At 60.5% G+C, this 14590-nt stretch carries 12 protein-coding genes; all 12 read left to right on the top strand.

The genetic code is table 11. From position 1 onward, the window contains the following. Positions 1-126: 126 nt before the first annotated feature. Positions 127-1749 carry a methyl-accepting chemotaxis protein gene (locus ACYZTS_RS02005; RefSeq protein WP_461993646.1) on the top strand — a complete coding sequence of 541 codons (1623 nt, stop codon included), beginning with the start codon at positions 127-129 and terminating at the stop codon, positions 1747-1749. Next, the gene (locus tag ACYZTS_RS02000; RefSeq protein ID WP_461993644.1) at positions 1749-2285 is read left to right on the top strand and encodes a chemotaxis protein CheW; all 537 of its coding nucleotides are present in this window, start codon (positions 1749-1751) and stop codon (positions 2283-2285) included. The genes ACYZTS_RS02005 and ACYZTS_RS02000 overlap by 1 nt, the downstream gene beginning before the upstream one ends. Beyond that, positions 2282-3550 carry a CheR family methyltransferase gene (locus ACYZTS_RS01995; protein ID WP_461993642.1) on the top strand — a complete coding sequence of 423 codons (1269 nt, stop codon included), beginning with the start codon at positions 2282-2284 and terminating at the stop codon, positions 3548-3550. Before ACYZTS_RS02000 ends, ACYZTS_RS01995 begins: the two co-directional genes overlap by 4 nt. Beyond that, positions 3547-4230: a chemotaxis protein CheW gene (locus ACYZTS_RS01990; protein ID WP_461993640.1), complete on the top strand. Its 684-nt coding sequence runs from the start codon at positions 3547-3549 to the stop codon at positions 4228-4230. The genes ACYZTS_RS01995 and ACYZTS_RS01990 overlap by 4 nt, the downstream gene beginning before the upstream one ends. After that, positions 4227-6521, top strand: coding sequence for a response regulator (locus tag ACYZTS_RS01985; RefSeq protein WP_461993638.1), 2295 nt, complete (start codon positions 4227-4229; stop codon positions 6519-6521). The genes ACYZTS_RS01990 and ACYZTS_RS01985 overlap by 4 nt, the downstream gene beginning before the upstream one ends. Further along, complete coding sequence (cheB, locus tag ACYZTS_RS01980) at positions 6518-7528, top strand: chemotaxis-specific protein-glutamate methyltransferase CheB (RefSeq protein WP_461993636.1); 1011 nt, start codon at positions 6518-6520, stop codon at positions 7526-7528. The genes ACYZTS_RS01985 and cheB overlap by 4 nt, the downstream gene beginning before the upstream one ends. A gap of 48 nt (positions 7529-7576) precedes the next feature. Beyond that, the gene (locus ACYZTS_RS01975; protein ID WP_028622596.1) at positions 7577-8578 is read left to right on the top strand and encodes a response regulator; all 1002 of its coding nucleotides are present in this window, start codon (positions 7577-7579) and stop codon (positions 8576-8578) included. Positions 8579-8941: 363 nt separating this feature from the next. Beyond that, a protein-coding gene (gene prfB / locus ACYZTS_RS01970) for a peptide chain release factor 2 (RefSeq protein ID WP_461993634.1) occupies positions 8942-10037 on the top strand; the annotation gives its coding sequence in 2 pieces (ribosomal slippage) (positions 8942-9013 and positions 9015-10037; 1095 coding nt in all). 90 nt (positions 10038-10127) lie between these two features. Next, on the top strand, positions 10128-11630 hold the full coding sequence (gene lysS, locus ACYZTS_RS01965; protein ID WP_028622594.1) for a lysine--tRNA ligase: 1503 nt from the start codon (positions 10128-10130) through the stop codon (positions 11628-11630). Between the two features lie 115 nt (positions 11631-11745). After that, positions 11746-12450, top strand: a complete 705-nt coding sequence (locus tag ACYZTS_RS01960) for a TetR/AcrR family transcriptional regulator (RefSeq protein ID WP_081832500.1) — start codon at positions 11746-11748, stop codon at positions 12448-12450. A 179-nt stretch (positions 12451-12629) separates the two neighbouring features. Beyond that, entirely contained in the window at positions 12630-13184 is a 555-nt protein-coding gene (locus ACYZTS_RS01955) for a hypothetical protein (RefSeq protein WP_461993632.1), read from the top strand. 23 nt (positions 13185-13207) lie between these two features. Then, entirely contained in the window at positions 13208-14485 is a 1278-nt protein-coding gene (locus tag ACYZTS_RS01950; RefSeq protein ID WP_028622591.1) for a flavohemoglobin expression-modulating QEGLA motif protein, read from the top strand. Positions 14486-14590 lie beyond the last annotated feature (105 nt).

The following is a 14590-nucleotide window of genomic DNA, read 5'->3' as shown; positions in this document are numbered from 1 at the left end:
ACCACTCATCTTCAGGCCAGCCCAAATTTTCCGCCAAAGATGAGACCTGCCCCACATCCGCTCTAAATTTGAAACACGCCCCTCGGCTATACTCCCCAGCATTTGAAACAGCCCCGAGGATTGACTGTGAAGAACTGGACGTTGCGCCAACGGATTTTGGCGAGCTTTGCGGTGATCATCGCCATCATGCTGCTGATGGTCGTTGCGTCTTATTCGCGGCTGTTGAAGATAGAAGAAAACGAAACCAGCGTTCGTGAAGATGCGTTGCCGGGGCTTTATTACAGCTCAATGCTTCGCAGCGCCTGGGTTGACACTTACCTGCACACTCAGGAAATGCTCGGACTGAAAGAAGGGCAAGGGTTCAGCGCCGAAGAGGCCGAAAGCTTCAAAGGGTATGCCCAGCGCGTGCAAGAGCAGATGGCCAACTACCAGCACACGGTGACCACCGAAGAAGATCGGGTCGAATACGCGCTCTTCGAGAAGATTCACGAGCAATACAACAAGGTCCTCGCGTCGGTGCTCGACCTGCGCAAACAGAATCAGGACGCCGAAGCGATCAAGTTGTTCCATGAACAACTCACGCCGGCCTGGACCGCCGGGCGCATGAAGCTCAATGACATCACGCGAGTAAATAAAGCAGTCGCGGATCAGGATGTCACGGCCATCTTTGACGCAGTCATCTCCGCCAAAGCCGTCATGGGCGTGTCTCTGCTGGTTGCGGTGCTGGCCGCAGGTCTCTGTGGTCTGCTACTGATGCGCGCGATCATGGCGCCGATGAACCGCATCGTGGAAATCCTCGAGATCATGCGCACCGGCGACCTCAGCGGTCGCTTGAATCTGGAGCGCAAGGACGAATTTGGCGCCGTTGAAACCGGCTTCAACGACATGATGGCCGAGTTGACTTCACTGGTTTCGCAAGCGCAGCGCTCCTCGGTGCAGGTCACCACCTCCGTCACCGAAATCGCCGCCACCTCCAAACAGCAGCAGGCCACCGCTACCGAAACCGCTGCCACCACCACGGAAATCGGCGCGACGTCCCGTGAGATCGCCGCCACTTCCCGTGACCTTGTGCGCACCATGATTGAAGTCTCCACCGCTGCCGACCAGGCCTCGGTCGCCGCCGGCTCAGGGCAACAGGGCCTTGCGCGGATGGAAGAGACCATGCATTCGGTGATGGGCGCAGCGGACCTGGTCAACGCCAAACTGGCGATCCTCAACGAAAAGGCCGGCAACATTAATCAGGTGGTGGTGACCATCGTCAAAGTTGCCGACCAGACCAATCTGTTGTCACTGAACGCCGCCATCGAGGCCGAGAAGGCCGGTGAATACGGTCGCGGTTTTGCCGTGGTCGCCACCGAAGTGCGACGTCTGGCCGATCAGACCGCCGTCGCCACTTACGACATTGAGCAGATGGTGCGCGAGATCCAGTCGGCCGTGTCGGCCGGGGTCATGGGCATGGACAAGTTCTCCGAAGAAGTGCGTCGTGGCATGTCGGAAGTGCAGCAGGTCGGCGAGCAGCTGTCGCAGATCATTCACCAGGTCCAGGCGCTGGCACCGCGCGTGTTGATGGTCAACGAAGGCATGCAGGCGCAGGCTACCGGCGCCGAGCAGATCAACCACGCGCTGGTGCAGTTGGGTGATGCCAGCAGCCAGACCGTCGAATCCTTGCGCCAGGCCAGTTTTGCCATCGACGAATTGAGCCAGGTCGCCGTAGGGCTGCGTGGCGGCGTTTCGCGATTCAAAGTCTGATGAGCGAGATCACCCTCAAGCGCAGTGCCGTGAAGTCGGCTATGCAGGTGTTGTTTCTGCTGTTTCGCATCGGCAAAGAGCGCTACGCCTTGCCGGCCACCGAAGTGGCGGAAGTGCTGCCGCGGTTACCGCTGAAACCGATCGCCCACGCGCCGGATTGGGTCGCGGGGGTGTTCGCCTACCGAGGCGTCGTGGTGCCCGTCATCGACCTCGGCGCATTGACCTTTGGCGAGCCGGCGCAGGCGCGCACCAGCACGCGTCTGGTGTTGGTGCATTACCGTCCGGCCCCCACCGGGAAGGCGCAATTGCTCGGGCTGATTCTTGAACAGGCCACCGACACGCTGCGCTGCAATCCTTCGGAATTTCAGCCGTATGGCCTGGACAATCGCCAGGCACGTTACCTTGGTCCCGTGCGTGAAGATGCCCATGGGCTGCTGCAATGGGTGCGCGTAGCCGATTTGCTCGATGAGCAGGTTCGCGGGCTGTTGTTCCCCTCACCGCCACGGGATCCTGCGTCGCTCGAGGAGCGCCCATGAGCAGTGATCAGCGTTTTTTCGATTTCCTCAAAGAGCGCATTGGCCTGGACGTGACGTCGGTCGGCCCGGCGATCATCGAGCGCGCCGTGCGCCAGCGCTCGACCGCATCACAGGCACAAACGGCGGATGAGTACTGGCATACGCTGCAAGGTTCGTCCGATGAGCAGCAGGCGCTGATCGAAGCGGTGATCGTTCCCGAGACCTGGTTTTTTCGCTACCCGGAGTCGTTCGCCACCCTGACGAAACTGGCTGCGAAGCGCCTCGACGACATCAACCACTTGCGCGCGCTGCGCATCCTCAGCCTGCCGTGTTCCACCGGTGAAGAACCCTATTCGATAGCGATGGCGTTGCTCGATGGCGGTTTCAAACCGCATCAGTTCAAGGTCGACGGCATGGACGTCAGCCCGCTCTCGGTGGAAAAGGCCAGGCGAGCGCTGTACGGCAAGAATTCATTTCGCGGTCAGGACCTCAGCTTTCGCGAGCGTTACTTCAGCGCCGAAGGTGACGGCTATCGGCTCAGCGAACGCGTGCTTGAGCAAGTGCGATTGCAGGTCGGCAATCTGCTCGATCCGACCTTGCTTGCGAACGAGCCACCGTACGACTTTGTGTTCTGCCGCAACCTGCTGATCTATTTCGATCAGCCAACCCAGCAGCAAGTTTTCGCAGTGCTCAAGCGCCTGACCCATGTCGACGGTGTACTGTTTATCGGCCCGGCAGAGGGCAGTTTGCTTGGGCTTCTGGGCATGCGTTCAATCGGCATCGCGCAGTCTTTCGCGTTCAGTCGGCAGCGTGCGCCCGAACCTGTTGCGGCGTTCGCTGCAACGCCGCTGCCGGTGCGCCAGCCGTTGCCGGCAAAACCTTTCGCCAGCAGTGCGCCACCTACCGTGCGCCGACCCTTCGCACCGGTCACGCCGCTGCCGCGGGCGAAAAAAGCCGCCAGCCCGGACGCGGCCACGTTACTGGCGAACATTGCCGCGCTGGCCAACGAAGGCAAAAGTGCCGAGGCCCGTGTGGCGTGTGAGCAATACTTGCGTAGCCACGAACCCGTGGCCCAAGTGTTTTACTGGCTGGGATTGCTCAGCGATGTCGCCGGCAGCACCCTCGAAGCCCAGGGTTTTTACCGCAAGGCGTTGTACCTCGACCCGCAACATGGCGAAGCACTGATGCATTTGGCGGCTTTGTTGCAGTCGCAGGGCAACGCGGCCGGAGCCCGACGTTTGCAAGAGCGCGCAGCGCGCACCGCCGACAGCGAGCGTAAACGATGACTGGGGCCGACAGCTTTAGCCTGATTCATGAAGATGCCCAGGCCATCGACGATTGCTGGAACCGCATCGGCATCCATGGCGACAAATCCTGCCCGTTGCTGGGCGAGCACATTCATTGCCGCAATTGCGCGGTGTACGGCGCCGCGGCCACGCGCCTGCTCGATCGCTACGCCTTGCAGCAGGAGGACCGCGGGCAGATCGCGGTCGAACTGCAAAGCGACGTCAAAACCCGTTCACTGTTGATGTTTCGTCTCGGCGAAGAATGGCTCGCTCTGGCCACGCGCAGCCTGGTCGAAGTGGCACCCCTGCAGGCCATTCACTCGCTGCCGCATCAGCGCTCGCGAGCCTTGCTCGGCGTGGCGAACGTGCGCGGCGCGCTGGTGGCGTGCCTGTCATTGGCCGATCTTCTGGGCCTGGACAGTGCGAGCAGCGTCACACCCGGAGCGCGCGTGACGCCACGCATGCTGATCATCGCCGCGCAGGGCGGGCCGGTGGTGGTGCCGGTGGACGAGGTGGATGGCATTCACGCCATCGACGAACGCCTGCTCGACGCGGCGTCCCGCTCGGGCAGCCACGCCAGCGCCAGATTCACCCGGGGCGTGTTGTCATTCAAGGGCCGCAGCCTGCGTTGGCTGGATGAAGAACAACTGTTGTCCGCCGTGTCCCGGAGCCTCACATGACCCCCGAGCAAATGCGCGACGCCTCGTTGTTCGAGCTGTTCAGCCTGGAAGCCGAGGCCCAGACACAGGTGCTCAGTGCTGGTCTGCTGGCGCTGGAGCGCGATCCGACTCAAGCCAATCATCTTGAATCGTGTATGCGCGCAGCCCATTCACTCAAAGGCGCCGCGCGGATCGTCGGGGTCGAGGCCGGTGTCAGCGTCGCCCATGTGATGGAAGATTGCCTGGTCAGTGCGCAGGAAGGGCGCCTGTACCTGCGGCCCGAGCACATCGACGCGTTGCTGCAGGGCACCGATATGTTGATGCGCATCGCCACGCCGAACGCTGCGCCGACGCCTGCCGACATCGAACACTATGTGGCGCTGATGGCAAAGTTGCTGGACCCTCTGGCACTGGCGGCGCCGATCAGCACGCCGATCGCGCCATTTATGGCCGAGTCGCAAGAGGCGGTGATCGAAGTGCCGGTGCCCGTAGTCGAGCCGCCGACTGTCGCGCCGGTCGTTCCTGTCGATCCGCCGCGCAAAACCAGACGCACTACCGAAAATGGCGAGCGTGTATTGCGCGTTACGGCCGAGCGCTTGAACAGCCTGCTCGATCTGTCGAGCAAGTCGCTGGTGGAAACCCTGCGGCTCAAACCGCACCTGGCGACCATGCAGCGTTTGAAGCGCATGCAGGGCAACGGTCTGCGCGCACTGGAAAATCTCAACGTGCAGCTCAAGGAAATGACCTTGAGCCTGGAGGCGCGGGAAGCCCTCGAAGATGCGCGCCGTCTGCTGACGGAATCCCAGCAGTTGCTGGTGGAGAAAAATGCCGAGCTGGATGAGTTTGCCTGGCAGGCCAGCCAGCGCGCGCAGGTGCTCTACGATACGGCGCTGGCCTGTCGCATGCGCCCGTTTGCCGATGTGTTGAGCGGACAGGTGCGCATGGTTCGCGACCTCGGTCGCAGTCTCGGCAAACAGGTGCGCCTGGAGATTGAGGGCGAGAAAACCCAGGTTGATCGCGACGTCCTTGAAAAGCTCGAAGCGCCGCTCACGCACCTGTTGCGCAATGCTGTGGATCACGGCATCGAATCTTCCGAGCAACGGCTGCTGGCCGGCAAACCCGCCGAGGGCGTGATTCGCCTGCGTGCCTCACATCAGGCAGGCCTGCTGGTGCTGGAATTGAGCGATGACGGCCAGGGTGTCGATCTGGAGAAGGTGCGCCGCAGCGTCATCGAACGTCAGCTGTCCCCCGCCGAAACAGCTGCGCAGTTGAGCGAAGATGAACTCCTGACGTTTCTGTTTCTGCCGGGTTTCAGCCTGCGCGACAAGGTCACAGAAGTGTCCGGTCGCGGCGTCGGCCTGGACGCAGTCCAGCACATGGTGCGGCAACTGCGCGGCGCGGTGGTGCTGGAACAGACGGCGGGCGAGGGCAGCCGCTTCCATCTCGAAGTACCGCTGACACTGTCGGTGGTGCGCAGCCTGGTGGTAGAGGTCGGCGACGAGGCGTATGCCTTTCCGCTGGCGCACATCGAACGCATGTGCGATCTCGAACCTGCAGACATTGTTCAGCTCGAGGGCCGGCAGCATTTCTGGTACGAAGGCCGGCATGTTGGCCTGGTGGCCGCGAGCCAGCTGCTGCAACGCCCGGCGAGCCAGCATAACCAGCCCACGCTCAAAGTCGTGGTGATCCGCGAGCGCGAGGCGATTTACGGTGTGGCGGTGGAGCGCTTCATTGGCGAACGCACGCTGGTAGTCTTGCCGTTGGACGAGCGTCTGGGCAAAGTGCAGGACATCTCCGCCGGTGCGCTGCTCGACGACGGCTCGGTGGTGTTGATCGTCGATGTTGAAGACATGCTGCGTTCGGTCGATAAGCTACTCAATACCGGGCGCCTCGAACGGATCGCACGGCACAGCAATCAAGCGGTGGAAGCGGCGCGCAAACGGATTCTGGTGGTGGACGATTCGCTCACTGTGCGCGAATTGCAGCGCAAGCTGTTGCTCAATCGCGGTTATGACGTGGCCGTCGCGGTGGACGGTATGGATGGCTGGAACGCGCTGCGTTCGGAGGATTTCGACCTGTTGATCACCGACATTGATATGCCGCGCATGGACGGTATCGAGCTGGTATCGCTATTGCGCCGCGACAACCGCCTGCAATCGCTGCCGGTGATGGTCGTGTCCTACAAGGACCGCGAGGAAGATCGGCGGCGTGGCCTGGACGCCGGCGCCGACTATTATCTGGCCAAAGCCAGTTTTCATGACGACGCCCTGCTTGATGCAGTGGTCGAGCTAATTGGAGGCCCGCGCTCATGAAAATCGCCATCGTCAACGACATGCCCATGGCGGTCGAGGCTTTGCGCCGCGCCGTGGCATTCGAGCCGGCACACGAAGTGGTCTGGGTCGCCGTCAATGGCGCCGAGGCGGTGCAGCGTTGCGCCGAGAACACCCCGGATCTGATCCTGATGGACCTGATCATGCCAGTCATGGATGGCATCGAAGCGACGCGGCGCATCATGGCTGAGACTCCGTGCGCCATCGTCATCGTCACTGTCGACCGTCAGCAGAACGTGCACCGGGTGTTCGAGGCCATGGGCCACGGTGCGCTGGATGTGGTCGACACGCCGGCACTGGGTGCCGGCAACGCTCAGGAAGCTGCCGCGCCGCTGTTGCGCAAAATCATGAACATCGGCTGGCTGATCGGCGACCGTGCTCAGCGCGAGCGGCCCGCGCCCAGCTCTCTGCGCAGTTCCGCTTCGCGTCAGCGGCTGATTGCCATCGGCTCGTCCGCTGGCGGACCGGCGGCGCTGGAAGTCCTGCTCAAGGGTTTGCCACGGGATTTTTCCGCAGCCATCGTGTTGGTGCAGCATGTTGATCAGGTGTTCGCTGCCGGCATGGCCGAGTGGCTCGCCAGCGCCAGCGGCCTCGACGTGCGTCTGGCCCGGGAAGGCGAGCCGCCGCAACCCGGCACGGTCCTGCTGGCTGGCACCAATCACCACATCCGTTTGTTGAAGAACGGCACGCTGGCCTACACCGCCGAGCCGATCAACGAAATTTATCGACCGTCGATCGACGTGTTTTTCGACAGCATAGCCCATCACTGGAACGGCGATGCCGTTGGCGTTTTGCTTACGGGCATGGGCCGGGACGGTGCGCAGGGGCTCAAACTCATGCGCCAACGGGGTTACCTGACCATCGCTCAGGATCAACAAAGCAGTGCGGTATATGGCATGCCGAAAGCGGCTGCGGCCATCGACGCCGCCATGGAGATTCGCCCACTGGACAAGATCGCACCACGATTGCTGGAGATTCTCGGCCAATGACTACTTTAGGCAGCAATCCTGGCCCAAGCACCACTCAGGTGATCGCACATGAATGATCTGCAATTCGACGGCATCAAGACTGACGAAAACGCCGCCATGGTGTTGCTGGTGGACGACCAGGCCATGATCGGCGAAGCGGTGCGCCGCGGGCTGGCGAGCGAAGCCAATATCGATTTCCATTTTTGCGCTGATCCGCATCAGGCGGTGGCGCAGGCGATTCGCATCAAGCCGACGGTGATTCTGCAAGACCTGGTGATGCCCGGGCTCGATGGCCTGAGCCTGGTGCGCGAGTACCGCAACCACCCGGCGACCAAGGACATTCCGATCATCGTTCTGTCGACCAAGGAAGACCCGCTGATCAAGAGCGCGGCGTTCTCGTCCGGGGCCAATGATTATCTGGTTAAACTGCCGGACAACATCGAGCTGGTGGCGCGCATCCGTTATCACTCGCGTTCCTACATGACCCTTTTGCAGCGAGATGCGGCTTACCGCGCGTTGCGGGTCAGCCAGCAGCAGTTGCTCGACACCAATCTGGTGCTGCAACGCCTGATGAACTCGGATGGCCTGACCGGGCTGTCGAACCGCCGGCATTTCGACGAATACCTGGAGCTGGAATGGCGCCGCGCCTTGCGCGACCAGAGTCAGTTGTCATTGCTGATGATCGACGTGGATTATTTCAAATCCTATAACGACAGTTTTGGCCATCTCGAAGGCGATGAGGCGTTACGTAAAGTGGCGACCGCCATTCGCGACGCCAGCGCACGGCCGTCGGATTTGCCGGCGCGTTATGGCGGCGAAGAGTTTGCGCTGGTCTTGCCCAATACCTCGCCGGGTGGCGCCCGGTTGGTGGCTGAGAAGTTACGCCAGTCGGTGGCGGCGCTGAAGATTCCGCATATTTCGCCGATTGAAGGATCCAGCCTGACCATCAGCATCGGCCTCTCGACGATCGTCCCGCAACAGGGCAGCGACTGCCGGCAGCTGATTTCGGCGGCGGACAAGGGGCTGTACCTGGCCAAGCATAATGGGCGCAATCAGGTGGGCATTGCCTAAGGCACTTGGAATGCGCCTTTGAACGCGCCCTTGTGAATGCGCATTTGTGAATGCGCCCGTATGTAGCAGCTGCCGAGCCTGCGAGGCTGCGTTCGAGGACGCAGTCCTCGCCAATCCTGTACACGCGGTTTGCCTGGGAGACCGTAGTGTCTGGTTTTACGACTGCTTCGCAGCCGACGCAGCCTCGCGGGCTCGGCAGCTGCTACAAGTTGAACGCAGCCTCGCGGGCTCGGCAGCTGCTACAAGAGCATCGTCGCTCGCTCGAATCCATTCGCTGGTAAAGCCGCCAGGCGGGCTGCCGTGACAGCTTGATTACGGTATACTCGCCGGCTTTCAAAAGTTCGCCAACGAGTGCTGCCCGCCATGGAAATCAACCCGATCCTTAACAGTATCAAGGACCTGTCCGAGCGCTCCGAAACTATTCGGGGGTATCTTTGACTACGATCAAAAGCATGAGCGTCTGACTGAAGTCAATCGCGAGCTTGAAGATCCGGCTGTCTGGAACAACCCGTCGTACGCTCAGGAACTGGGCCGCGAGCGGTCGCTGCTGGCACAGATCGTCGATACCCTCGACGAAATGCACAGCGGTCTGGCCGACGCCAAAGATTTGCTGCTGATGTCCGCCGAAGAAGAAGACCAGGCCGCCGTCGATGACGTCGCTGCCGAAGTCGAACGTCTGCGCGAGTCGCTGGAAAAACTCGAATTCCGGCGCATGTTCAGCGGCGAGATGGACGCCAACAACGCCTACCTGGACATCCAGGCCGGCTCTGGCGGTACCGAGGCTCAGGACTGGGCCAACATCCTGTTGCGCATGTATTTGCGCTGGGCTGACAAACGCGGTTTTGACGCGACCATCATGGAACTGTCGGCCGGTGAAGTCGCCGGTATCAAAGGCGCCACCGTGCACATCAAGGGCGAGTACGCCTTTGGCTGGCTGCGTACCGAAATCGGCGTGCACCGTCTGGTCCGCAAGAGTCCGTTCGACTCCGGCAACCGTCGTCACACCTCGTTCTCGGCCGTTTTCGTGTCGCCGGAAATCGATGACAACATCGAAATCGACATCAACCCGTCGGACCTGCGCATCGACACCTACCGCTCCTCCGGTGCCGGTGGTCAGCACGTAAACACCACCGACTCGGCCGTACGGATCACCCACGTACCGACCAACACCGTGGTCAGCTGCCAGAACGAACGCTCCCAGCACGCCAACAAAGACACCGCGATGAAAATGTTGCGGGCGCGCCTGTTCGAGCAGGAAGTGCAGAAACGCAACGCCGCCTCGCAAGCGCTGGAAGACACCAAGTCGGACATCGGCTGGGGTCACCAGATCCGTTCGTACGTGCTTGATGCCTCGCGGATCAAGGATCTGCGCACCAACATCGAACGCAGCGACTGTGACAAGGTGCTCGACGGCGATATCGACGAATACCTGGTGGCAAGCCTGAAACAAGGCCTGTAACCCACACATCGATCCCCCCTGTAGGAGCCGGCTTGCTGGCGATCCCCGGCCACAGGCCGGGGACAACGAACCTGATGGATATTTAAAGACATGAGCGACCTAGAACTCGACCCGCAAGCCCTGCAACAGGAAGAAAACTCCCTGATCGCCCTGCGCAAGGAAAAGCTGGCTGCCGAGCGCGCCAAGGGCAATGCCTTCCCGAACGACTTCCGCCGCGAAAACTACTGCAGTCAGTTGCAGAAACAGTACGCGGACAAGACCAAGGAAGAGCTTGCGGAAGCTGCAATCCCGGTCAAGGTTGCCGGTCGCATCATGCTCAACCGTGGCTCGTTCATGGTGATCCAGGACATGACCGGGCGCATCCAGGTTTACGTCAACCGCAAGACCCTGTCCGAAGAAACCCTGGCCTCGGTGAAAACCTGGGACATGGGCGACATCATTGCCGCCGAAGGCACTCTGGCGCGCTCCGGCAAGGGCGACCTGTACGTTGAAATGACCAACGTGCGCCTGCTGACCAAATCCCTGCGCCCGTTGCCGGACAAGCACCACGGCCTGACCGACACCGAACAGCGCTACCGCCAGCGTTACGTCGACCTGATCGTCAACGAAGACGTGCGTCAGACTTTCCGCGTCCGTTCGCAAGTCATCGCCCACATCCGCAGCTTCCTGATGCAGCGCGACTTCCTCGAAGTCGAAACACCGATGCTGCAGACCATCCCCGGTGGCGCGGCGGCCAAGCCGTTCGAGACTCACCACAACGCGCTGGACATGGAAATGTTCCTGCGCATCGCGCCTGAGCTGTACCTCAAGCGGCTTGTGGTTGGCGGTTTTGAAAAAGTGTTCGAGATCAACCGCAACTTCCGTAACGAAGGCGTTTCGACTCGTCACAACCCTGAATTCACCATGTTGGAGTTCTATCAGGCGTACGCCGATTATGAAGACAACATGGACCTCACCGAAGAACTGTTCCGTGAACTGGCGCAGCTGGTGTTGGGCAGCACCGACGTGCCTTACGGCGACAAAGTGTTCCACTTCGGCGAGCCGTTCGTGCGTCTGTCGGTGTTCGACTCGATCCTCAAGTACAACCCTGAGCTTACCGCCGACGACCTGACTGACATCGACAAGGCTCGCGCCATCGCCAAGAAGGCCGGCGCCAAGGTGCTGGGCTTCGAAGGTCTGGGCAAATTGCAGGTGATGATTTTCGAAGAACTGGTCGAGCACAAACTCGAGCAGCCGCACTTCATCACCCAGTACCCATTCGAAGTGTCGCCATTGGCGCGCCGCAACGACGAGAACCCGAACGTCACCGACCGCTTCGAGTTGTTCATCGGCGGCCGTGAAATCGCCAACGCCTACTCCGAGTTGAACGACGCGGAAGATCAGGCAGAACGCTTCATGGCGCAGGTGGCCGACAAGGATGCCGGTGATGACGAGGCGATGCACTACGACGCCGATTTCGTCCGCGCACTCGAATACGGCATGCCGCCAACCGCCGGTGAAGGCATCGGCATCGACCGTCTGGTAATGCTGCTGACCAACTCCCCGTCGATTCGCGACGTGATCCTGTTCCCGCACATGCGGCCGCAAGCGTAAGTGTTTCAAACAAAAAGCCGCCTATAACAGGCGGCTTTTTATTGCGCGTCTGGTACAAACGTATCAATTGGTTACTTTTGAAGTTGAGAGAGGGATAGCGGTCGTGAACCTTGCAATTGCTCAAGAAGGTGCAGCAGGCATCGCCACTGCGGTCGCTGAAAGTGTTCAGTACCAGGGTCGCAAGGCCAGCCGACAGGGCAGCGAGCAGCGGCGACAGGATATTCTCGATGCCGCCATGCGGATCGTCGTGCGTGATGGCGTGCGCGCCGTGCGCCACCGTGCGGTAGCTGCCGAAGCCGCTGTGCCGCTGTCGGCAACGACTTACTATTTCAAGGATATCGATGACTTGCTCACCGATACCTTCGCCCAATATGTTGAGCGCAGCGCAGCCTATATGGCCAAGTTGTGGGTGAACAACGAAGGCCTGCTGCGCGAGATGGTGGTCAGCGGCGATGGCAGCCCCGAGTCGCGGTCGCGTTTGGCGGACGACATTGCGCAGCTGATGGCGGACTATGTGCACCGGCAGTTGATCAGCCGGCGCGAGCACTTGATGGCCGAACAGGCGTTCCGTCAGGAAGCGCTGCTGAACCCGCGTCTGGCACTGTTGGTGCGTTCACATCAGCAAATTTTGCTGCAGGGCACGTGTCAGCTGTTTCAGGTATTGGGCTCCCGGGAGCCACAACAGGATGCCAAGGTGTTGACGGCGATAATCGGTCGGATGGAATATCAGGGCCTGCTCAATGACGCCGAGCCTGGGGCCGAAGCGGAAATGCTCGGCACTCTCACGCGTTATATGCACCTGGTGCTGGCGTCGGTATAAGTTGAGCGAGATCCATGTAGCAGCTGCCGAAGGCTGCGTTCGGCCGCGCTGCGGTCGCAATCTGAATATTGGATCAACCAGCGCGGACGCAGGTTTATGACGACTTCGTCGCCGAACGCAGCCTTCGGCAGTTGCTACAGGTTCATGTGAGTTGGCGTCGTGTTCATAGGGAGTAAAGAATGAAAACCTGGCGTGTCGCTGTGATCGCCCTGTCGTTCCTGCTGCTCAGTGGCTGTCTGGTGACCTTTCGCGAGCCGTTGCCCGCCAGCGACCCCGCGCCCAAAGGTTTGCTCGGCCAGTGGACCAGCACCAACGCCTGGGGCGAGCCGATGAATCTTGAACTGACGCGCACTGGCGACAATCGCTACCAGGCCGTCAGTTACTTCAGAGCCAAACCCAAAGAGCGCGAAGCCTATCCCTTCACCGTTTCGCGCCACGGCAATCGCTGGTATCTGTCGGCGAAGGTTCCGGCGCAGTTCGGCGGGCACTTCACGATTGCCGGTTTCGAACTCACTGACAAGCAGGAACTGGTGGTCTACAACCTCGACCTCGAGCAGATCAATCAGGCCATGGGGCAGAACGTCCTCAGCGGCGAAGGCTTTCAGACCGACGACGGCGACGGCGTACTGGTCAACACCGCGATGGATCAGGTTTTCGCGTACCTCGACAACCCGGCCAATTCCGACGTGTTCGTTGAAGCCGTGCGCTATCAGCGCCAGACCAAAGCCAAATAACGGTTTTTCTACAGGAGTTTCGGGTGGACGATTACCAGCAGACGATACGCATTTTGTCCGATCGCATTGTGCTGGCACAGACGCCGATACGCGTCCTCGACGCGGTCAAATGGGATGACAGCATCCGCAAGGGTTTCCTCAAGGCCAAGGGCAAGGAAATGCCGGCTGTCGACCGCGATTACTACCTCAACCGTCCTCTGGCGTTCGACTCCAGCAAAGTGAAACTGGAATTTCAGAACATCGAGCGTGACATCACCCGTCAGCTTGGCCAGTTTAACCCGGTCGGCCAGATCATGCGGCGCATGTGCAAGGAATACCGGATGGTGGTGCGCATGCTCGAAGCGCGCGGCACGGAAGATTTCGGCCTGATCTCTCAAGAGTTGTACGGCGCTGCTTCCGATGCGTTTCATGCCGGCGATCCGACGCTGTCCGACCTGGGCCTGATGCTTTCCGATTACCTCAATAACATCGACGGTCGCGGCGATTTGAAGGACGAGCCGAAAATCCTCACTGCCAAGGACGCCGTGAATATGTTGCAGACCCGCTTGAGTAGGGTGTTCGGGGAGGCGGAAGAGACCATTCGCGTGTTCGAGTCTGACGGTATCGTCGCCGACGCGGCGGCCGGTGCCGACTACATCAAGATTCGCACCGACGCGATGTTCAACGAGCGCGACGTCCGCGCCCTCGAAGTCCACGAAGGGCTGGTGCATGTCGGCACCACGCTGAACGGTTTGAATCAACCGATCTGCACCTTCCTGTCCAAAGGGCCGCCATCCTCGACGGTGACCCAGGAAGGCCTGGCCATCCTGATGGAAATCATCACCTTCGCCTCGTACCCGAGTCGCTTGCGCAAACTCACCAACCGCACCCGCGCCATTCACATGGTCGAGGAGGGCGCAGACTTCCTGCAGATCTTCGAATTCTTCCGCGAGCAGGGTTTTGAAATGGCGGAAAGCTACGGAAACGCCAGTCGGGTTTTCCGCGGTTCGGTGCCGACCGGTCTGCCATTCACCAAAGACTTGTCCTACCTCAAAGGCTTTATCATGGTTTACAACTACATTCAGTTGGCCGTACGTAAGGGCAAACTGGAGCAGGTGCCGCTGCTGTTCTGCGGCAAGACCACACTGGAAGACATGCGCACGTTGCGCCAGTTGGTCGATGAAGGTCTGGTGGTGGCGCCCAAGTACCTGCCGGAACAATTCCGCGACATGAACGCGCTGTCGGCGTGGATGTGCTTCTCCAACTTCCTCAACCACCTGAGCCTGGACCGGATCGAAGCGGATTATTCCAACATTTTGTAAAACACAAATCACCCTGTAGGAGCGAGCCTGCTCGCGATAGCGGACTGACATTCAATATTGATGTTGCCTGATACACCGCTATCGCGAGCAGGCTCGCTCCTACAG

The sequence above is a fragment of the Pseudomonas sp. TMB3-21 genome (assembly GCF_054898145.1).
Note: the sequence above shows the minus strand (reverse complement) of the source record. Positions and strands in the feature narration are given on the sequence as shown.